At 53.5% G+C, this 19,073-nt stretch carries 21 protein-coding genes; 13 read left to right on the top strand and 8 right to left on the bottom strand.

All coding sequences use genetic code 11. From position 1 onward, the window contains the following. On the top strand, positions 1 to 2,157 hold a 2,157-nt coding region (locus tag AC27K1_RS20085; protein ID WP_487152576.1), incomplete at its 5' end, for a type VI secretion system Vgr family protein. 263 nt (positions 2,158 to 2,420) lie between these two features. On the opposite strand, the gene murA is transcribed toward AC27K1_RS20085, so the two are convergent. The 7 genes from murA to AC27K1_RS20050 form a co-directional block, all read right to left on the bottom strand. After that, the gene (gene murA, locus AC27K1_RS20080; RefSeq protein WP_487152575.1) at positions 2,421 to 3,680 is read right to left on the bottom strand and encodes a UDP-N-acetylglucosamine 1-carboxyvinyltransferase; all 1,260 of its coding nucleotides are present in this window, start codon (positions 3,678 to 3,680) and stop codon (positions 2,421 to 2,423) included. Positions 3,681 to 3,829: 149 nt separating this feature from the next. Next, a complete protein-coding gene (locus AC27K1_RS20075) occupies positions 3,830 to 4,069 on the bottom strand; it encodes a BolA family protein (RefSeq protein ID WP_395177602.1) in 240 nt (79 codons plus the stop codon). A 110-nt stretch (positions 4,070 to 4,179) separates the two neighbouring features. Then, positions 4,180 to 4,479: an STAS domain-containing protein gene (locus AC27K1_RS20070; RefSeq protein ID WP_487152574.1), complete on the bottom strand. Its 300-nt coding sequence runs from the start codon at positions 4,477 to 4,479 to the stop codon at positions 4,180 to 4,182. After that, the gene (locus AC27K1_RS20065) at positions 4,479 to 5,147 is read right to left on the bottom strand and encodes an MlaC/ttg2D family ABC transporter substrate-binding protein (RefSeq protein WP_487152573.1); all 669 of its coding nucleotides are present in this window, start codon (positions 5,145 to 5,147) and stop codon (positions 4,479 to 4,481) included. Before AC27K1_RS20065 ends, AC27K1_RS20070 begins: the two co-directional genes overlap by 1 nt. A gap of 50 nt (positions 5,148 to 5,197) precedes the next feature. Then, positions 5,198 to 5,677 carry an outer membrane lipid asymmetry maintenance protein MlaD gene (mlaD, locus tag AC27K1_RS20060; protein ID WP_487152572.1) on the bottom strand — a complete coding sequence of 160 codons (480 nt, stop codon included), beginning with the start codon at positions 5,675 to 5,677 and terminating at the stop codon, positions 5,198 to 5,200. A gap of 9 nt (positions 5,678 to 5,686) precedes the next feature. After that, complete coding sequence (gene mlaE / locus AC27K1_RS20055) at positions 5,687 to 6,478, bottom strand: lipid asymmetry maintenance ABC transporter permease subunit MlaE (protein ID WP_487152571.1); 792 nt, start codon at positions 6,476 to 6,478, stop codon at positions 5,687 to 5,689. Then, a complete protein-coding gene (locus AC27K1_RS20050) occupies positions 6,478 to 7,287 on the bottom strand; it encodes an ATP-binding cassette domain-containing protein (RefSeq protein WP_487152570.1) in 810 nt (269 codons plus the stop codon). Before AC27K1_RS20050 ends, mlaE begins: the two co-directional genes overlap by 1 nt. A gap of 402 nt (positions 7,288 to 7,689) precedes the next feature. On the opposite strand from AC27K1_RS20050, the gene AC27K1_RS20045 reads away from it, so the two are divergent. From AC27K1_RS20045 to mgtE, 12 genes are all read left to right on the top strand, one after another. Further along, on the top strand, positions 7,690 to 8,655 hold the full coding sequence (locus AC27K1_RS20045) for a calcium/sodium antiporter (protein ID WP_487152569.1): 966 nt from the start codon (positions 7,690 to 7,692) through the stop codon (positions 8,653 to 8,655). 63 nt (positions 8,656 to 8,718) lie between these two features. Continuing rightward, positions 8,719 to 9,693, top strand: coding sequence for a KpsF/GutQ family sugar-phosphate isomerase (locus AC27K1_RS20040; RefSeq protein WP_487152568.1), 975 nt, complete (start codon positions 8,719 to 8,721; stop codon positions 9,691 to 9,693). Continuing rightward, on the top strand, positions 9,694 to 10,218 hold the full coding sequence (gene kdsC / locus AC27K1_RS20035) for a 3-deoxy-manno-octulosonate-8-phosphatase KdsC (protein WP_487152567.1): 525 nt from the start codon (positions 9,694 to 9,696) through the stop codon (positions 10,216 to 10,218). Positions 10,219 to 10,257: 39 nt separating this feature from the next. Beyond that, positions 10,258 to 10,827, top strand: coding sequence for an LPS export ABC transporter periplasmic protein LptC (gene lptC, locus AC27K1_RS20030; protein ID WP_487152566.1), 570 nt, complete (start codon positions 10,258 to 10,260; stop codon positions 10,825 to 10,827). Then, positions 10,814 to 11,323, top strand: coding sequence for a lipopolysaccharide transport periplasmic protein LptA (gene lptA / locus AC27K1_RS20025; RefSeq protein ID WP_487152565.1), 510 nt, complete (start codon positions 10,814 to 10,816; stop codon positions 11,321 to 11,323). Before lptC ends, lptA begins: the two co-directional genes overlap by 14 nt. 84 nt (positions 11,324 to 11,407) lie before the next feature. Then, positions 11,408 to 12,133 (top strand): LPS export ABC transporter ATP-binding protein, encoded by a 726-nt coding sequence (lptB, locus tag AC27K1_RS20020; RefSeq protein ID WP_395182797.1) that lies wholly within the window; start codon positions 11,408 to 11,410, stop codon positions 12,131 to 12,133. A 161-nt stretch (positions 12,134 to 12,294) separates the two neighbouring features. Further along, complete coding sequence (locus AC27K1_RS20015) at positions 12,295 to 13,794, top strand: RNA polymerase factor sigma-54 (protein ID WP_487152564.1); 1,500 nt, start codon at positions 12,295 to 12,297, stop codon at positions 13,792 to 13,794. A 175-nt stretch (positions 13,795 to 13,969) separates the two neighbouring features. Next, positions 13,970 to 14,278, top strand: coding sequence for a ribosome hibernation-promoting factor, HPF/YfiA family (gene hpf, locus AC27K1_RS20010; protein WP_395177590.1), 309 nt, complete (start codon positions 13,970 to 13,972; stop codon positions 14,276 to 14,278). Positions 14,279 to 14,305: 27 nt separating this feature from the next. Further along, positions 14,306 to 14,758: a PTS IIA-like nitrogen regulatory protein PtsN gene (gene ptsN / locus AC27K1_RS20005; RefSeq protein ID WP_487152563.1), complete on the top strand. Its 453-nt coding sequence runs from the start codon at positions 14,306 to 14,308 to the stop codon at positions 14,756 to 14,758. Positions 14,759 to 14,918: 160 nt separating this feature from the next. Beyond that, the gene (gene rapZ / locus AC27K1_RS20000) at positions 14,919 to 15,797 is read left to right on the top strand and encodes an RNase adapter RapZ (protein ID WP_487152562.1); all 879 of its coding nucleotides are present in this window, start codon (positions 14,919 to 14,921) and stop codon (positions 15,795 to 15,797) included. Continuing rightward, the gene (locus tag AC27K1_RS19995; protein WP_487152561.1) at positions 15,794 to 16,063 is read left to right on the top strand and encodes an HPr family phosphocarrier protein; all 270 of its coding nucleotides are present in this window, start codon (positions 15,794 to 15,796) and stop codon (positions 16,061 to 16,063) included. The genes rapZ and AC27K1_RS19995 overlap by 4 nt, the downstream gene beginning before the upstream one ends. A gap of 126 nt (positions 16,064 to 16,189) precedes the next feature. Continuing rightward, positions 16,190 to 17,548 carry a magnesium transporter gene (gene mgtE / locus AC27K1_RS19990; protein ID WP_487152560.1) on the top strand — a complete coding sequence of 453 codons (1,359 nt, stop codon included), beginning with the start codon at positions 16,190 to 16,192 and terminating at the stop codon, positions 17,546 to 17,548. A 57-nt stretch (positions 17,549 to 17,605) separates the two neighbouring features. Here mgtE and pmbA read toward each other — a convergent pair whose 3' ends face one another. Then, complete coding sequence (gene pmbA, locus AC27K1_RS19985; protein ID WP_487152578.1) at positions 17,606 to 18,949, bottom strand: metalloprotease PmbA; 1,344 nt, start codon at positions 18,947 to 18,949, stop codon at positions 17,606 to 17,608. Positions 18,950 to 19,073 lie beyond the last annotated feature (124 nt).

Here is a 19,073-nt window from a genome sequence, read left to right as displayed (position 1 = left end):
GCTGAACCCTCAGCCGAAGAGGTTGTTTCAGAAGCGGCGATAACCATATTCGAGGTGTTTGAAGAAGACGAAGACGAAGACGAAGAGGAAGGTGAATCGACTCCGTCTCTCTGCTTTAGGGTTTCCACCGGCGAGGAATATATAGCGATAGCACTGAATATTTCTGAGTCGATCAATGAACCTTTTATTGCCAGGGCAACGATTCTGACGGAGGATGTCATGGATAGTGAGCTCCTCGGCAGTCAGGGTTGCTTTCTTTACTCCAGGTTTGAAGAGGCTGAGGAGGAAGACAGTGTCCTGGATATAGTCTGTGACTTCTTTATGGATGACGATGACGAGGATGACGATGATCTGTTCGAGGATCTCGAAGAAGATACAGAACGGGAAAGAAGTACGTATACCTTGTGCCATGGGATTGTGCGCTCTTTTCGTGCACGGCCACAAATACCTGGCATCGATATGTATTGTTGGGAAGTCACGGTAGTTCCATGGCTGGATTTATTAAAAGAAACGTTCAATTGTCGTGTTTTTCAGGAAATGTCACTGGCTGACATAATACAGCAGGTTATTGATGGGTATACTTTCGAACCTAAACTGACGTTTGTGACACAGGCAGATACCATAAAACCCCTGTGTATACAGTATCAAGAAAACGATTATGACTTTATCACCCGGTTATTATTTGAAGAGGGTTATCACTTCTACTTTGTTAGCGATGAAGACGGCCATGAAATGATCGTGGCGAATGATAACCAGGGTTTCCAGCAGTCATCACTGGAGGAGGAAGAGATCCTGTTTTCCGATAAAGGTGAAGATATAGAAGACGAACCCTGTGTCAATTCATGGATACCCAAAAACACCATTGGTAGCGGGAACTGGGAGTATACAGGTTATGATCCCGGCCTGGGTCAGCCGATTATCAGCCGCTGTATCACACCCTCCGACCCCTGCGGCATTGCACCCTGCCTGCGATGGGAGAGTCGCCGAACCAACCAGGAGACATTGGATCAAACCGCACTACAGTGCATGGAGCATCATGAGTCTGTGCGATACACGGCCACCAGCAGCAGTGTGCTGCCCGATCTGCATGCAGGTCTCCAGTTTACCCTGGCAGAACATCCGGATGAGGATCAGAATGGTATCCATATTATTTCGACCCTGGAACATCAATGTTCTCAAAATGAACCCACCTCAACCGATGATATCGACTATACAAACACGTTTACCTGTTTTCCTGAATCATCGGTCTTTCGAAGCTGTCCCCTGTTAAGAAAAAAGATGAATGGCCCGCAAAAGGGTACGGTAGTCGGCCCTGATGGTGAAGAGGTACACTCCGATGATACCGGCCGTGTCCAGGTTGTCTTTCATTGGGATAAAAACGGTGAATTTCCCTGCTGGTTACCTGTCAGGCACGCCCTTGCCGGTGAGGGTTTTGGCAGTACGATTCTGCCAAGAATTGGACAACAGGTCGTGATAGATTTTTTTGATAGTGATCCGGATCAGCCTTTTGTCGCCGGCTCCCTTTATACGGCCATTAACAAAGCTGTCGAGGTGACGGCAGATACGTTTCTATTAAAAACCCGCTCAACGCCTAACGGGCAAGAAGAGGACGGTCATATATTTCGCGTGTGCGATATCAAAGATAGCGAAGAACTGTTCATACAGGCGCAAAAGGACATGCGACTACAGGTAAAAAATAACGCTCACATGACCGTGACAGGAGAGTCATTGACAGAAGTAGAAAAAACACTGGTCATGAAATCAAAGGAAGACATGAGCCTCGAGACAGAAGCTGCGGCATGGGTGAAAACGGGGGGGGATTACACCTGTGAATCAAGCGGAGCCATTAACGTAATTTCGGCAGCGGAAACATCCATCAACGCCAAGGGTCAAGTGACCATTGAGTCCCCGCTTGGAATCACCCTGCAAGCCGGAGACAGCAAAATAGAGCTGACACCGACGGGTATCAGTATTAATGGCGCAATACTCAATATTGAGAGTCAGAAAATGACCGCCAATGCAAGTACCATGAAACTGGAAGCATCCTTTAAGGCCGCGGTCTCAGGCTTGATGGTGGATATTGATGGAAAAATACAAACACAGGTGAAAGCCGGTGTAAATCTAACCTGCAGTGGCGCTATTGTCAGGATAAATTAATGACAGGCTCAACTTAATCGTTCAAATCAGAACCCTTCCATGGCAGTCAAGTCGTTAATACAGTAAAACCTGAATTTACAGGTTTGATCAGCGCTATCAGCCTATTCTGCGTTATTTTCCAAACGACATTAATAAAAATTGCTTAATACCAACTTTTGCAGTAAAAAAGATTCCTCCCTCTGACATTAGCAACGCAAAACAGATAACAAATGCCAGACACCTTTTTGATCACAAGGTGTCTGACAGAATATCCAGATACTCAATTAGCCTGGTATACGTTTGATCTTCGCACCCAACTGCTGAAGTTTCTCTTCAATACACTCATAACCACGGTCAATGTGGTAAATGCGGTCAACCATGGTGTCGCCTTCTGCCACCAATCCTGCAATCACAAGGCTGGCAGAGGCACGAAGGTCGGTTGCCATTACGGGTGCAGCCTTTAATTGCGAGACACCTGTGACAATAGCAGTATTGCCTTCCACATCAATCGTCGCACCCATACGCTTCATTTCCTGCACATGCATGAAGCGGTTTTCAAACACGGTTTCCGTAATGGAACCAGTGCCTTCCGCGACGGCGTTCAGTGCGGTGAACTGCGCCTGAACATCAGTTGGCAATGCGGGATAAGGCGCGGTCTTCAGATTAATCGCTTTAGGGCGACGGCCTTCCATGTCCAGGGAGATCCAGTCATCACCCCACTGCACATTGGCGCCGGCTTCCTGCAGTTTGGTCAGCACGGAATCCAGGATTTTCGGCTCTGTATCCTTGACCTTGATACGCCCGCCAGTTGCGGCCGCTGCAATCAGGTAAGTACTGGTTTCGATACGGTCCGGCAGCACGGAATAGACACAGCCATGCAGGCGATCAACGCCCTGAATACGGATGGTGTCTGTACCGTGGCCTTCAATTTTCGCCCCCATGCGCAACAGGCACTCAGCCAGGTCAACGACTTCCGGTTCACGTGCGGCGTTTTCAATCAGGGTTTCACCTTCTGCCAATACCGCGGCCATCAGCAGGTTTTCCGTACCGGTTACCGTGACGGTATCCATAAAAATACGGGCACCTTTCAGACGCTTGGCCTTGGCGCGGATGTAACCTTCCTCAACCTTGATATCTGCGCCCATGGCTTCCAGGCCACGAATATGCAGGTCAACAGGACGACTACCGATCGCACAACCACCCGGCAATGCCACTTCCGCCTCACCAAAACGGCTCAGCAAGGGCCCCAGAACCAGGATGGACGCACGCATGGTCTTGACCAGTTCATAAGGTGCGCTGAGATGCTTGATAGTGCTGGCATGCACTTCCACATTCATCTTTTCATCAATGAGCAGTTCAATCCCCATGCAGCCAAACAGCTCGATCATGGTAGTGATGTCATTGAGGTGCGGCAGGTTACAGACTGTCACCGGCTCATCGGCCAGCAGCGTCGCTGCCAGGATCGGCAGGGCAGAGTTCTTGGCGCCGGAGATCCGGATCTCGCCATTGAGTTGTACTCCACCAGTAATAATCAGCTTATCCATTGAAACCCCTGTTGCGAGGATAAGCATTATTTCCGGGAACTGACGTCACGTTCACCTTCCTGGAAATAACACAGCTAATACGAAACCATCACCCAGCTTGATCAACCCGCAAGCATGCAGCGTCGAACAAGCATAGGCTGGCAAAAGAATTACTGCTGGGCAGCCCACTCGTCACGGGTAAAGGTACGCATGGTTACCGCGTGAATCGTGCCGTCAGCAATCAGGTCATTCAGATGGGCATACACCATTTGCTGGCGTTTTACAGGCAAGGCACCGCTAAACTGATCAGAAATCACCGTCAATTGAAAATCACAGCCTTCACCGGCAACGATGACCTCGGCGTCATCCAGTCGCTCTTCCAGTAGTGTCTTGATTTCAACTGCTTGCATGGCGCTCAATCCCAACCCGGATACAAAACGAGCAATGATAATAAAAGAAGCGGGCTGAACACCAGTGCCCAGCCCGCTTCTTACACGTTTTTTTCAGTTTTTCTGCAATCTCAGGTCATTGGCAGCAGGTCATCCACACCACAGACCCCGGCCAGTGCCAGCAACTCATCGGGTAATCCCGTAAATTTAAGCGCTACCTGTTTTTTGCCGGCATCACGCATCCAGGACAGCATCAAGGCCAGCGCGGCGCTGTCGGCCCGGGTAACGGCTGACAAATCCACTTCCCACTCAGAAGCAACCTGCCCGTCAATCAGGGTCATACCAGCCTGCTCAAGTTCTGCCGCCGTATCAACATCAACGGCGCCCTTCAAGGCTAGCTTGCCTGATGCAATAACCTCAACTGTATTCATCAGGCCCCCTGGTCGGCTTCTGCCTGGCTCTTCATGATGGCTGACCAGTTATCAATCACCTTGCCCACATCCTTGTACTGCTGCATGGCAGAGGCAAACTGGTTACGGAACTGCACGCCGATGTTGATCCCTTCAACGATGATATTCCGCGCTTTCCACTGGCCATCATCCTGAATCATGGAGTAGGACAAGCTGTACTCCTGACTGTCAGAGCTGACTTTCAGGTTGACCGGAATAGAACGGATCTTTCGGTTACGGTAATCCGTCAACTGCTCTTCTGCCACCGGATCAACCCTGGATAGCTTCAGGCGAGAGGGATCCAGCGTCATCACGGCCTTACCGTAAAACTCGATCAGACTATCACGAAAAGTCTGGGTAAACGCCTTCAGCTGCTCCGGCGACGCCCGATGCGCGTACTTCCCCATCACACCACGGGCCACCTGGTCAAAGGCAATGACAGGATCAAGGACTTCTTCAACCGCCACGTAGTATTTCTGCGGTTCTTTCTCAAAGACTGACCGGTTTTCACGCAGCACCGTCAGTACCCGGTTGGTCGCTTCGCTGGCCACGGTTTCCGGCTTTTGCTCAGCCGCGGCAACCGGCAGGGAAACCTGTGCAACAACCGCCAGCAGTGCCAGCATACGAGTCAGTTTCTGTGTCATTTTCATGGTTGGCAACCGTCAAGATCACACGTTAATTTAAGTCTATCGCCGTTCTGTCAAAACGCATCGTCGCTGGCAGTATCATCCTTGCCAACGGCACCCAGCATGAACTTGCCTATCAGGTCTTCAAGCACGATGGCGGACTGGGTATCATCAAACAGCTCACCCGGCTGCAGGAATTCTGCCGCACCACCGATACTGATGCCGATATACTTTTCACCCAGAAGACCTGCCGTCTCAATGGCCGCAGTGCTGTCGATGGGAATATTGTCGACGTCACTGTCGATGGCCATGGTGACCCGCGCCATATAGGTTTTCTTGTTCAGCTCGATACCCACCACGCGACCAATCGTGACACCCGCCATGGACACCTTTGCCCGGTGTGTCAGTGAACCGATATTATCGAACTCCGCATGAAGCTGATAAGTCTGTGAGTTACCACTGAGTGACAGGCCGCTGACTTTCAGCGCCAGCAGGACAAGCGCAAACACGCCCGCCAGAATAAAGGCGCCGACACCAATTTCTATCGTTCGCATCCGCATCGCTTACAGGTCTCCAAACATTACGGCAGTCAATATAAAGTCAAGCCCCAGGACAGCCAGGGAGGCGTAGACCACCGTGCGGGTCGTTGCCCGACTGATACCTTCTGATGTCGGCACGGCGTCATAGCCCTGGAATACGGCAATCCAGGTCACGACAAAACCAAACACCAGACTTTTTATCATTCCGTCAATCACATCATTGCGGAAATCAACGGCCTGCTGCATGTTGGCCCAGAATGAGCCTTCATAGATACCGAGCCAGTCAACTCCCACCATGGCGCCACCCATGATACCCACCATGGAAAAGATCGCGGCCAGTATCGGCATACTGATAAAACCGGCCCAGAACCGCGGCGCGATAATGCGCTTAAGCGGATCAACACCGATCATCTCCATGCTCGACAACTGTTCCGTGGCTTTCATGAGCCCGATTTCTGCCGTCAACGCAGAGCCCGCCCGGCCAGCAAACAGCAACCCGGTCACCACCGGCCCCAGCTCACGCACCAGACTCAGCGCCACCAGCTGACCGACCGCCTGCTCAGAACCGTAACGCACAAGGATGTTGTACCCCTGAAGCCCCAGCACCATACCGATGAAAAAACCGGATACGATAATGATGACCAGAGACAGAACACCCACGAAATACAGTTGCTTGATCAGCAACGGGAACATGGAACCGTGGCGGGAACGCCCCAAAATGGCATGAAACAGGATCATCCCGGCGCGGCCAATCGCCTGAATGCGAGTGAGACCAAGGCGACCGATCCTGACCAGACTATCGACAAAGCCCGTCATTATCCCTCCTCCAGCAATTCAGTGAGATAGTCCTCACCGGGATAATGAAACGGCACCGGCCCATCAGGCAGACCATTCATAAACTGCCGGATATCAGGGTCATTTGAATTCATCATTTCTTCCGGCGTGCCCTTGCCAATCACATGGCCATCGGCAAACAGATACAGGTAATCGGCAATACTGGCGGTTTCCGTCAGGTCATGCGACACGACAATCGTCGTCATCTTGAGGGAATCATTGAGCATCCTGACCAGCTTGACCAGCACACCCATGGCAATGGGATCCTGCCCGACGAAAGGCTCGTCGTACATCATCATGCCGGGATCCAGCGCAATCGCACGGGCGAGCGCCACACGGCGCGCCATACCACCTGACAGCTCACTGGGCATAAGCTGAGATGCACCGCGCAAGCCCACTGCCTGCAATTTCATCAGGACAATATCCCGAATCATTCGATCTGGCAGGTTAGTATGCACACGCAGCGGAAAGGCAACATTTTCAAAGACGCTCAGATCGGTGAACAGTGCGCCACTCTGGAACAGCATCCCCATACGGCGACGCAGCTGGAACAGGCGCTCCCGGTCCTGGGCAAACAGATCATGGCCATCGACCCGGATCGTACCGGCATCAGGCTTCAACTGGGCACCAATAAGGCGCAGCAGGGTTGTTTTACCCGTGCCGCTGGGGCCCATCACCGCGGTGACTTTACCCCTGGGAATATCCATATCCACGTTGTCGAAGATCACTCGTTCGCCACGCAGAAAGGTCAGCCCGCGAATTTCAACAAAATTGTCCGACAGTGCACTCATCGAGCAATAGCACCTTCCATCCAGGAATCGGTTAACGCGAAACAATCCATACCCAACCGCAGACGATAAATACGCTCACGGTGATTCAGTACAATCTGGGATTCAGCCAGTTAAGGCTACAAGATTACACAACAGGCAACGACAGCTTGCTATTTCAAGGCAACAGCTTATAACAACCATTATCCTGTCGCCAAAGTGTAACACCGTTCACACTATGACATAAGTCTCCCATGAACGATGCTGATCATCTGAATATATTCCTGCCTTTTATCCTACGCAAAACTTCCTTAACAAAACCTGAACAAGCAAAAAGGTTGCGGTTTTTCGCCGGTTCCGAGTGCCAGACCTCGTGTTTACAGATACAATCGACCGCTTTCATGCAGACAGGTTTACGTAATCACCATGCTTCTCGCTACTGGCGCTATCCTTGCCGGATTCATCGCCCTGATGTGGAGCGCCGACCAGTTTGTCAACGGCGCAGCCGGCACTGCCCGGAACTTTGGCATGTCACCCATGCTGATCGGCCTGACCATTGTCTCCATCGGCACCTCTGCCCCGGAGATCCTGGTTTCCCTGATGGCGGCCATGTCCGGTTATGGCAACCTCGCGGTAGGCAACGCTGTCGGTTCCAACATTGCCAACATAGGCCTGGTGCTGGGTATTACAGCTATCGTTGCGCCTCTGCCCGTCAAGAGTGATGTTGTTCGCCGTGAAATCCCCCTGCTGATGATTGTCACGGTTCTGGCGGGCCTGCTGCTGATCGACAACCAGCTTGGCCGACTGGACGGCATACTGCTGATCAGCGGACTGGTTCTTACGCTTTACCTGATCTACCGCTGGCAACGCCAGCCCGACAGCCAACTGCAAACCACTGCAGGCCAGGAAACCGAAGAAGAACTGCCAAATATCAGCCAGGCAAAAGCCACCGTCCTGCTGATCGTTGGACTGCTGGTGATGGTCGCCAGCTCCCGCCTGCTGGTCTGGGGTGCAACGGAAATCGCCCGGGCACTGGGCATCAGTGAACTGGTTATCGGCCTGACCATAGTTGCCATCGGCACCAGCCTGCCGGAACTGGCCGCTTCTGTGGTCAGCGCCCTGAAAAAACACCATGACATTGCGCTGGGAAATATTGTAGGCTCCAACATTTTCAACCTGCTGGCCGTCATGGCGGTGCCTGGAATCGTTGCACCGGCTACTATTGATCCGGCCGCATTCCAGCGTGACGTGCCAGCCATGACGGCTATCACGGCATTGCTATTGATCCTGGCACTGGCCGGTCGCAAACGCCAGAGAATCGGACGGGGCGCGGGCATACTTCTGGCAGCCTGCTATCTGAGCTATACCCTGCTGCTGTATCTTCAGAGTTGATACGCTATGGACACGCACCCAGACATCACAGCGACCACTGAATCATTATCTGACCGAGCTGCAATGACCAATCCGGAAACTTTTATCGCGTCAGGCCGACGCACCGTAGACCTTGAACGCAAGGCGGTCGACGCCCTGCACAACCGTATCGACAACCATTTTGCCGATGCCTGTCAGCGCATGCTGGCCTGTACCGGCCGCGTCATTGTGGTAGGCATGGGCAAGTCTGGCCATATCGGCCGCAAAATTGCCGCCACCCTGGCCAGCACCGGCACCCCTTCATTCTTTGTGCACCCGGCAGAAGCCAGCCACGGTGATATGGGCATGATCACCAGCAACGACATCGTGCTGGCCCTGTCCAACTCCGGCAATACCAGTGAAGTCGTTACCCTGATCCCGCTGCTGAAGCGGCTGGGTGTTCCCCTGATCAGCATGACAGGCAACAACGACTCCACGCTGGCGCGTGCATCCGACGTTCACCTGAACGTCAGCGTTGAAAAGGAAGCCTGCCCCCTGGACCTGGCTCCCTCCTCAAGTACGACTGTGACACTGGTCATGGGTGACGCCCTGGCAATTTCCCTGTTGGAAGCACGCGGTTTCACCGCAGAAGACTTTGCCTTTTCCCATCCCGGCGGCAGCCTGGGACGCCGCCTGCTGCTGAAAGTCTCCGACATCATGCACACCGGCGACCGCATCCCCATGGTCAGGGAGGGAACCTCGCTCGGCCAGGCACTACTGGAGATTACCGGCAAAGGCCTGGGCATCACCGCAATCTGCGATGACAGGCAACAAGTTACCGGTGTTTTCACCGATGGCGACCTGCGCCGGACACTGGACCATAACATCGACCCTCGCAACAGCGTGATCGATGATGTGATGACCCGCAACTGTAAAACCGTTCGGGACAATATCCTTGCAGCCGAAGCCCTGCATATCATGGATGAATACAAAATCAACGCCCTCATTTGCGTGAATGAAGACAATCACGCGATTGGCGCTATTAATATGCATGACCTGCTGAAGGCCGGAGTTGTCTGAATGAATGCCGCACTGCACGAAAAAGCACGCAACGTAAAGCTGGCCGTTTTTGATGTGGACGGCGTGCTGTCTGATGGTCGCCTTTATTTCACGTCTGACGGTGAAGAAATCAAGGCGTTCAACATTCTCGATGGCCTGGGCATCAAGCTGCTGCAAAACAGCGGTGTTGAAACCGCCATTATTACCGGTCGCAGCTCACCGCTGGTAGAAAAGCGCGCCCGTGACCTCGGCATTGCCCACCTGGTACAGGGTCGTGAAGACAAACTCACCGTTCTGACCGGTATACTGGAAGAGCTTGGCCTGTCCTTTGAACAGGTCGCTTACCTGGGCGACGACCTGCCGGATCTGGCCGCTATCCGCCGGGCAGGTCTGGGCATGGCGGTTGCCAATGCCCACGATTTCGTCAAGCAACATGCTGACGGCGTCACCCAACTGAACGGTGGCCGTGGCGCTGCACGGGAATTCTGTGAGCTGATCATGGCGGCCCAGGGCACCCTGGAAGCTGCTCAGGCCGCGTATCTCTGAATCACCAGGGATACGCAGCCCGCGGGTTAAGGACGTTATATGCCACTACGCCAGATTCTATTGATAGCCGCCATTGTCGTCCTCGCGGTCGGCATGGGTTACTGGGCCTACGAAACCGACCTCAAGGTTTCCCGCCAGCCAGCCGGGGCAGCCACCGAGATCAAGGTGCCGGATTTCTTTTCCTACAATGCGCATATCCGCGAATTCGATGAGAAAGGACAGCTGAAATCAGACCTCACTGCTGACAGCATCAGCCACTATCCTCACAATGAAATCACACTGCTGGCCAGCCCGGATCTCTGGAGTCACAGCGAAAACGCTGCACCCTGGCATACTGTCGCGGACACCGGCCGCATTCTCCCCGACGGAGAAACCGTAGAACTGAAGAAGAATGTTGTCATGACCCAGATGGAGGGTGACACCCAAAAGCTGCGCATGGACACAGACTTTCTGACCATATACTCTGGTCAGAATTTTGCCGATACCAACCGGCCTGTCACCATCATCAGCCCCAGCGGGGTGATGAAAGCCAATGGTATGAAAGCGTTTTATAAACGGGATTTTATCCAGTTGAAGTCCAGGGTCAGGGGCGTACATGAATCACGCTAAACTCACACTTTCACTTGTTACCGCCATGGCACTGTTTGGTGCAACTTCTGCACAGGCCTTGCCCGGCGATCGGGAAAAACCGATCCATATCTCTTCGGACTCCGCCGACATAGACGACAAACAAGGCATTTCCATCTACCGTGGCAATGTCATCATGACCCAGGGCACCACCAAACTGACCGGGGACATTGTCACCATCTATTCAAAGGATCGCCAGATTCAGAAAGTCGTCTCTGAAGGCAAGAAGAAAAAGGCCTACTTTGAAGAAGAACAAGACAGTGAGAAAGGCCTCCTCAAAGCCTGGGGCAAGACCATCAAGTATTACCTGGATCATGAAAAGGTCGAGCTGATCAAGCAGGCCCGTCTTGAGCAAAAAGGCGACACCTTTACCGGTGACATGATCGAGTACGACAAACAGGCCCAGGTCGTCAACGCAAAGGCAGATGGCGCCAACCAGGGCAAACGGGTCGAGATGGTCATCCAGCCTCGCCAGTAAACCGACCCTTTCCAGGGATGGCCGCTTCATATTGCGGCCATCACCGTTCCAACGAGTTTCGATGTACAGCGGTTAAACGACAGCATGTCTCAGCTTAAAGCCTGCAACCTCAGAAAACAGTACGGTGGCCGCCAGGTCGTCAGGGATGTCTCTGTCAGCATTGAGAGTGGGCAGATTGTCGGACTGCTCGGCCCCAACGGCGCCGGCAAAACGACCTGTTTTTATATGATTGTCGGACTGGTACACGCCGATGGCGGCCAGATCCGGATTGATAACCAGGACATCACTCCCCTGCCCATGCACGGCCGCGCCCGCGCGGGCATTGGATATCTGCCACAGGAAGCCTCCATTTTCCGCAAACTCAGCGTAGCGGATAACCTGATGGCTATCCTTGAAACCCGCAAGGACCTGACCAAGGCGCAGCGTGTGGAGAAGCAGGAACAGTTGCTGGCAGAGTTCAACATCCAGCATATCCGCGACAGTGCCGGCATGAGCCTGTCCGGTGGTGAGCGACGCCGGGTTGAAATTGCCCGTTCGCTGGCAACCGAGCCCTCCTTCATCCTGCTGGATGAACCCTTCGCCGGCGTTGACCCTATCTCGGTCAATGATATCAAGCAGATTATCCAGCACCTGAAGAATCGCGGCATCGGCGTCCTGATCACCGATCACAACGTACGCGAAACGCTGGATATTTGTGAACACGCCTATATTGTCAGCGAAGGTCACATTATCGCCGAGGGCGACAGTCACACCATCATGGCCAACCAGAAGGTTCGCGACGTCTATCTCGGAGAACACTTCCGTATCTGATGCAAAATCCGATCCAGCCATGTACTATACCGTCGCGAAAGCGATAACTGTCGCAACAGACTGAATAGCCGCAGGTGCAAACAGGCACCTGGCAAGCTCTCAGGGATGAGCAAGAACGACAACCGTGAATCAGATGTAGTGCAACCAGGACCGGTAGAGTCATGAAGCCATCACTGGAACTCAAGATTGGCCAGCAACTGACCATGACCCCTCAACTGCAGCAGGCTATCAGGCTGCTGCAGTTGTCAACGTTGGATCTGCAACAGGAGATCCAGCAGGCCATTGAGAGCAATCCGCTGCTTGAACAGGAGGAAAACACGCCTGAAAACAGTTCAGCCGATGACGCAGCAACGCAGGACAGCGATGCCGGCAGTGAAACCGGCCTGACTGACTTTGCAGCGGGCGAAAAAACAGAAAAATCCTCAGAAGAATCGGAATCCCAGGAAGAGTGGAGCGATCAGATTCCTACGGAACTACCCGTGGACAGCGGCTGGGACGACATCTACCAATCCTCATCCAGCTCCCAGAGCGAACGCTCTGACGACGACTTTACCAGCCGCAGCAGCGCCCCCGATTCCCTGCAGGATCATCTTGAGTGGCAACTCAACCTGACCCCGATGAGTGACACCGATCGCCTGATCGGTATGGCGATTATCGATGCAATAAACGACGACGGTTATCTGACCTGCTCTCTGGAAGACATCCTTGAGGGCATGGATCCGACACTGGAACTCGAACTTGATGAGGTCGAGGTCATGTTACGTCGTATCCAGCAGTTTGACCCGATCGGCGTAGCCTGCAGGGATCTACGCGAATGCCTTCTGATACAGCTAAACGGTCCTGACGTTCTGGAAGAACCCGCGCTACTTGCCGCCAAGCAGGTCGTTGATCAGCACCTGGATCGTCTGGGCAGCCGTGATTACACCACTATCATGCGCAAGGCAAAGCTCAAGGAGCCCGAGCTGAAAGCCGCCATTGAACTGATCCAAACCCTGAACCCGAAGCCCGGCAGCAGCCTTGAAACCGGTGAAGCAGAATATGTCATTCCAGACGTACTGGTCAGCAAGAAGCAGGGCGAGTGGGTTGTTGAACTGAATCCTGATGCGTCGCCACGTCTGCGCATCAATACCGGCTACTCCTCGCTGATCCGCCGGGCGGATAACAGCAGCGACAATACCTACCTGAAAAACCAGCTTCAGGAAGCCCGCTGGTTTATCAAAAGTCTGCAAAGCCGCAGCGAAACCCTGCTCAAGGTCGCCACCCGCATCGTCGACTACCAACGCGGGTTCTTCGACTATGGCGAGGAAGCCATGAAACCCCTGGTGCTGCACGATATTGCTGAAAGCGTGGAGATGCACGAATCCACCATCTCCCGTGTTACCACCCAGAAATACATGCATACGCCCCGGGGCATTTTTGAATTGAAATATTTCTTCTCCAGCCATGTCAGCACGGCATCCGGGGGAGAATGTTCTTCCACCGCCATTCGGGCGCTGATCAGGAAACTGGTCTCCCAGGAGAACCCGAGAAAGCCCCTGAGCGATAACAAGATCGCCGCATTGCTGGCGGAACAGGGCATTCAGGTCGCACGGCGAACCATTGCCAAGTACCGGGAATCCATCCTGATTCCGCCATCTAACGAACGAAAACGGCTGGTGTAGTCTACGCTGTGCCTAACAACCGGTTAGGGCACGTACAAACATACGCGCATTCCGGTAAATAGGTCGCAAAAACCCAAGACGACCGCCCCTGAGCAATGGTACACTAGAGCCGTCAGCCCGGTTCGTACGGAGTGCAAACCGGATGTGAGCGAACCTGTGATCAGGAGAGTAACGCATGCAAGTTAACATCAGCGGACATCATGTCGAAGTTACCGAGTCTCTCCGCGAGTATGTTACCAAAAAACTAAACAAGCTCGCTGAACACTGCGATAGCATAACCAATATCCAGGTTACGCTGAGCGTGGAAAAAGTCAGACAGCTTGCAGAAGCGACGCTCCACATACGCGGTGCGGATATCGCAGCGTCCGCCGAGCATGAAGATATGTATGCTGCCATTGATCTTCTGGCCGACAAACTTGATCGCCAGATCCTCAAACACAAAGAGAAAAACCTCGATCGTATGCAGGGAGCCGGCTCGCATTGAGCACCCCTCGCTACTCCCAGCATTCCAATGAGCATTCGTAAGATTCTATTGCCCGAGCACGCCCTCTGTGGCGTGCAGGGTGGCAGCAAAAAGCGCACCCTCGAATATATCGCCAACCTGATCGGACAGCATGATCCCGTCATCGACGCCAAGGATCTGTTCAACTGTCTTGTCACCCGCGAAAAACTCGGCAGCACCGGTTTAGGTAACGGCGTCGCCATACCCCATTGCCGCCTGGCCTCCTGCAAAAAACCGGCAGCCATATTTCTCCAGCTGGCAGAACCAATCGACTTTGATGCTATTGATCGCCACCCCGTTGATCTCATCTTCGCGCTGGTCGTACCAGACAACAGCATCAACGAACATCTGGAACTGCTGAAAAAACTGGCTGAAAAATTCAGCAACCCGGGACTTTGCGAGGCTCTGCGAAAAGCCGAAAGCAGCGAAATGCTGTACCAGCTGATCACCTGCGAGGAATAACGTCCCTCCCAGAAACGCCAACCTTACATAAACGATAAACCATTGTCGTTTGACCTCTTTCTCTTGTTTTCATTTTTTCCTATGCTTGAACTGATCAGGGAGCCTGCCGCTACGGCTGACGGGTTCCCTGCTGGCAGCAACAAATACGGGATAATTAACAATGTCCACTGTCCCCCGGCTGATCGTCATCAGCGGTCGATCAGGTTCAGGCAAGAGTGCCGCGCTGCATGCGTTGGAAGATCAGGGCTTTTACTGCGTGGACAACCTGCCCGCCGACCTGCTGCCAGGCCTGATAGACAGTCTGCGCAATAACCCGAGTGAACAGTCACCCCGCATTGCCCTGAGTATTGATGCACGCAATATCCCCGGCGCACTCAGTCATTTCTCATCGATTTACCGCGAAATCACTGAAACACAGGGTATTGAATGTGACATCATCTTTCTGGATGCTGACGATACCACCCTGCTGAAGCGGTATAGCTCAACCCGCAGGCGCCACCCCCTGAGTAACGAGCAGTATTCCCTGGAAGAGGCGATCAAGCGAGAGACCGACATACTGGAACCCATCTCTCTGTTAGCCGACCTGCGGATAGACACCAGCACCCTGTCACTGCATGACCTGCGCAGCACCATCCGCCAGCGGGTTCTGGGAAAACAGGAGCACGGACTGTCACTGCAACTGCAATCCTTTGGTTTCAAGCATGGCATTCCCACCGATGCCGATTATGTCTTTGATGTCCGCTGCCTGCCGAACCCTTACTGGGATGAATCGTTACGCGCATTTACCGGCAAGGATCAGCCCGTTATCGATTTCCTCAAAGGTCAACCGCCCGTAGAACGGATGATCAATGATATCTACACCTTTATTGAACACTGGCTCCCGGACTTTGAAGCCGGCAATCGCAGCTATATGACCATCGCCATTGGTTGCACAGGCGGCCAGCATCGTTCAGTCTTTGTCTGTGAAGCACTCGCGCAACGGTTTCAACAGGCTCACAATAACACGCAGGTTCGGCACAGAGAGATTCAGGCACAATGATCCGTGAGACCATTACGATAAAAAACAAACTGGGCCTGCACGCGAGGGCCGCCGCAAAATTTGTCACGACCAGCTCCGCCTTTGCCAGCCGCATTGACGTGGGACGTGATCAAAATATGGTGGACGGTAAAAGCATCATGTCTGTGATGATGCTGGCTGCCAGCCAGGGCACCGAACTGACCGTCGAGATCGAAGGCCATGATGAAGCCAGGGCGCTTCAGGCCATTCAAGCCCTGATTGATGATTTTTTCGGTGAGGGAGAATAATCTCCCGCACTTGCCCCCGGATATTTATTACAACCCGCTGCATTCTCCGCTTGCCCCACCGTTGACAGACTGACTATTCTTCAAACATATAACCACTGTCTACTATATCCGCAGTCAAGGACAGGCATGACACAGCAACACTCCCTGGCGCTTTCAGACAACCAGCTGGACATCCTCAACAAGGCACTGGAGGAAGGCATTTCCACGCAGGTCAAACAGATGCTGAACAGCCTGTCGCCTGCCGATGCTGCGCACCTGCTGGCTTCAGCGCCACCCCGACAGCGCAGCCTGCTGTGGAAACTCATTGACGTTGAACACGAAGGTGATGTCCTCAACGAAATGAGTGATGATGTCAGGCAGTTCTTTATTGACCGCATGAATGTGGCGGAACTGATCGGCATCCTGGAAGGACAGGATATCGACGACATCGCCGACCTGCTGCAACAACTGCCCCAGACCATCACCCACCAGGTGCTGTCGTCAATGAGTCAGCAGGATCGCCAGCGGATTGAGGCCGTCCTGTCATGGCCTGAAGACACTGCCGGCGGCCTGATGAATACCGACACCACCACGGTCAGGCCGGATATCACCATTGATGTCGCACTACGCTATCTGCGTCGTCATGAATCCCTGCCGGAACCCTTCGATGGTTTGCTGGTTGTCAGCCGGGATGACACGTTAATCGGCACCTTGCCCACGACCCGACTACTGACTGAGGATGGCAACAAAACCATCAGTGAGGTCATGGAAACGGAATTCATTGCTATCCCCGCCGACATGCAGGACAGCCAGGTGGCCCAGCTGTTCGAACGGGAGGACCTCATTTCCGCGCCGGTGATTAACGAAAACCATCGCCTGATTGGCCGTGTCACTGTTGATGATGTTGTTGACGTTATTCGGGAAGAAGCGGATCACTCAGTGATGAGCCGGGCCGGTCTTGATGAAGACGAGGACACCTTTGCACCGACATTCAAGACCGCACGCCGTCGGGCAACCTGGCTGGGCATCAACCTGATGACCGCCTTTATTTCCGCCAGCGTGATCGGGCTGTTTCAAGATACAATCGACAAGGTGGTTGCCCTGGCGGTTCTAATGCCTATTGTCGCCAGCATGGGTGGCATTGCCGGCAGCCAGACACTGACCCTGATTATTCGTGCCATGGCACTGGGCCAGATCGGACGTTCCAACACCCGCTGGCTGGTGACCCGGGAATTTATCGTCGGTCTGTCCAATGGCGTGATCTGGGCCAGTGTCGTTGCCACTGCCGCCATGCTGTGGTTTGACGATTCGGTAATTGCCCTCGTGATTGCGCTGGCCATGGTGATTAACCTGACGGTTGCCGTTGTGGTCGGCGCGATACTGCCAATGATATTGAAGGCCTTGAAGATTGACCCTGCTCTGGCCGGTTCCGTGGTGTTAACCACCATCACCGATGTCACCGGTTTTATGTCCTTTCTGGGACTGGCCACACTGTTCTATTCATAATCTTCAGCCATAAAAAAACACCGGATAACCGGTGTTTTTTTATGGGGCTATGACGGGTTAATTTCCCGCAATCGTCAAGCCATCAATCAGCAGTGAACCCGTCTGGATATTGCCACGACGATCCACATCGTTACCTACCGCCTGCAATTGCATAAACATGTCTTTGAGATTTCCGGCAATGGTAATTTCTGACACCGGATACTGGATCTCGCCATTCTCCACCCAGAAACCAGCCGCGCCGCGGGAATAATCCCCCGTCACGATATTCACGCCATGACCAATCAGCTCTGTAAGCAGCAGGCCAGTGCCCATTTGTTTCAGCAACGATTCCTGATCACCGGCATTACTGTCTACAAACAGGTTACGTGCACCACCCGCATTGGCAGTACTTGGCATACCCAGCTTACGGCCAGAATAAGTGCTCAACAGGTAGTTAGCCAGTACACCGTCCTTGATGAAATCCTTAGCGTACGTTTGAAGACCATCACCATCGAACGCGCCTGAACCCATTCCGCCTTTTAACAGGGGCTGCTCATGAATATGCACCCATTCAGGGAATATCTGCTTGCCGAGATGGTCTAACAGGAAAGAAGACTGCCGGTACAGGTTACCACCACTGATGCCCGCCATCAGGTTCCCGATCACACCACCAGCCAGCTCGGCACTGAACAGCACAGGCACTTTACAGGTTTTCAGTTTCTGGCCACCCAGACGACGAATCGTGCGCTCTGCTGCAGTACGCCCCACATCCACCATCCGGTCCAGCAGGTTGCCGTCACGGGCCACGGTGTACCAGTAATCACGCTGCATGTCGTCGCCTTTCTGGGCGATCACCACACAACTGACACTGTGCCGGCTGGACGCCTGCGCACCAATGAAACCATGACTGTTACCGTAGACACGGCAGCCTTGGTGGGTATTCACGGTCGCACCGTCTGAATTCGTAATCAGCGGACTGGTTTCGCGAGCCGCCGCCTCACATTCGCGGGCGAGCGTGATCGCTTCTTCCGTACCAATACCCCAGGGATGATAGAGATCCAGATCAGGGAATTCCGTTGCCATCAGCGATTTGTCCGCCAGACCGGCACAGTCATCCTCGCTGGTGTAACGGGCAATATCGCAGGCGGCCTCTACAGTGGCACGTATGGCATCCGGGCTGGAATCCGTAGTGCTGGCCGAGCCTTTACGCTGGCCAAAGTACACGGTAATACCAAAACCCTTGTCCTGGTTGAATTCCACGGTTTCCACTTCACCGAGGCGAACCGAGGCGGACAATCCGGCATCACTGCTGGCGCCGACCTCACAGGCCGAGGCGCCCTGGCGGCGGGCCTCGGCAACAATGTCTTCCACCAGCGTCTTCAGACGCTCTTGCTCAACGGCTGGATCGATAGCAGGCTGCAGCTGATGGCTGGTCATTCCAACTCCCAATGGCGTTGTTTGCGATAACTTTCATTGTACCGTCAGCCTTGTTCAAGGGGAAACGGAACTGTGTTTGATCAGACCGGACTTTCCTGACAACAAACGC

The sequence above is a fragment of the Kistimonas ophiarachnellae genome (assembly GCF_057552235.1).
This window is presented reverse-complemented; position numbering and strand designations above follow the sequence as displayed.

Excerpts from the sequence above, each read along its gene's own strand:
- murA (WP_487152575.1), bottom strand. The coding sequence starts at position 3,680 with ATGGATAAGCTGATTATTACTGGTGGAGTACAACTCAATGGCGAGATC.
- AC27K1_RS20075 (WP_395177602.1), bottom strand. The coding sequence starts at position 4,069 with ATGCAAGCAGTTGAAATCAAGACACTACTGGAAGAGCGACTGGATGAC.
- AC27K1_RS20070 (WP_487152574.1), bottom strand. The coding sequence starts at position 4,479 with ATGAATACAGTTGAGGTTATTGCATCAGGCAAGCTAGCCTTGAAGGGC.
- AC27K1_RS20065 (WP_487152573.1), bottom strand. The coding sequence starts at position 5,147 with ATGAAAATGACACAGAAACTGACTCGTATGCTGGCACTGCTGGCGGTT.
- mlaD (WP_487152572.1), bottom strand. The coding sequence starts at position 5,677 with ATGCGAACGATAGAAATTGGTGTCGGCGCCTTTATTCTGGCGGGCGTG.
- mlaE (WP_487152571.1), bottom strand. The coding sequence starts at position 6,478 with ATGACGGGCTTTGTCGATAGTCTGGTCAGGATCGGTCGCCTTGGTCTC.
- AC27K1_RS20050 (WP_487152570.1), bottom strand. The coding sequence starts at position 7,287 with ATGAGTGCACTGTCGGACAATTTTGTTGAAATTCGCGGGCTGACCTTT.
- AC27K1_RS20045 (WP_487152569.1), top strand. The coding sequence starts at position 7,690 with ATGCTTCTCGCTACTGGCGCTATCCTTGCCGGATTCATCGCCCTGATG.
- AC27K1_RS20040 (WP_487152568.1), top strand. The coding sequence starts at position 8,719 with ATGACCAATCCGGAAACTTTTATCGCGTCAGGCCGACGCACCGTAGAC.
- kdsC (WP_487152567.1), top strand. The coding sequence starts at position 9,694 with ATGAATGCCGCACTGCACGAAAAAGCACGCAACGTAAAGCTGGCCGTT.
- lptC (WP_487152566.1), top strand. The coding sequence starts at position 10,258 with ATGCCACTACGCCAGATTCTATTGATAGCCGCCATTGTCGTCCTCGCG.
- lptA (WP_487152565.1), top strand. The coding sequence starts at position 10,814 with ATGAATCACGCTAAACTCACACTTTCACTTGTTACCGCCATGGCACTG.
- lptB (WP_395182797.1), top strand. The coding sequence starts at position 11,408 with ATGTCTCAGCTTAAAGCCTGCAACCTCAGAAAACAGTACGGTGGCCGC.
- AC27K1_RS20015 (WP_487152564.1), top strand. The coding sequence starts at position 12,295 with ATGAAGCCATCACTGGAACTCAAGATTGGCCAGCAACTGACCATGACC.
- hpf (WP_395177590.1), top strand. The coding sequence starts at position 13,970 with ATGCAAGTTAACATCAGCGGACATCATGTCGAAGTTACCGAGTCTCTC.
- ptsN (WP_487152563.1), top strand. The coding sequence starts at position 14,306 with ATGAGCATTCGTAAGATTCTATTGCCCGAGCACGCCCTCTGTGGCGTG.
- rapZ (WP_487152562.1), top strand. The coding sequence starts at position 14,919 with ATGTCCACTGTCCCCCGGCTGATCGTCATCAGCGGTCGATCAGGTTCA.
- AC27K1_RS19995 (WP_487152561.1), top strand. The coding sequence starts at position 15,794 with ATGATCCGTGAGACCATTACGATAAAAAACAAACTGGGCCTGCACGCG.
- mgtE (WP_487152560.1), top strand. The coding sequence starts at position 16,190 with ATGACACAGCAACACTCCCTGGCGCTTTCAGACAACCAGCTGGACATC.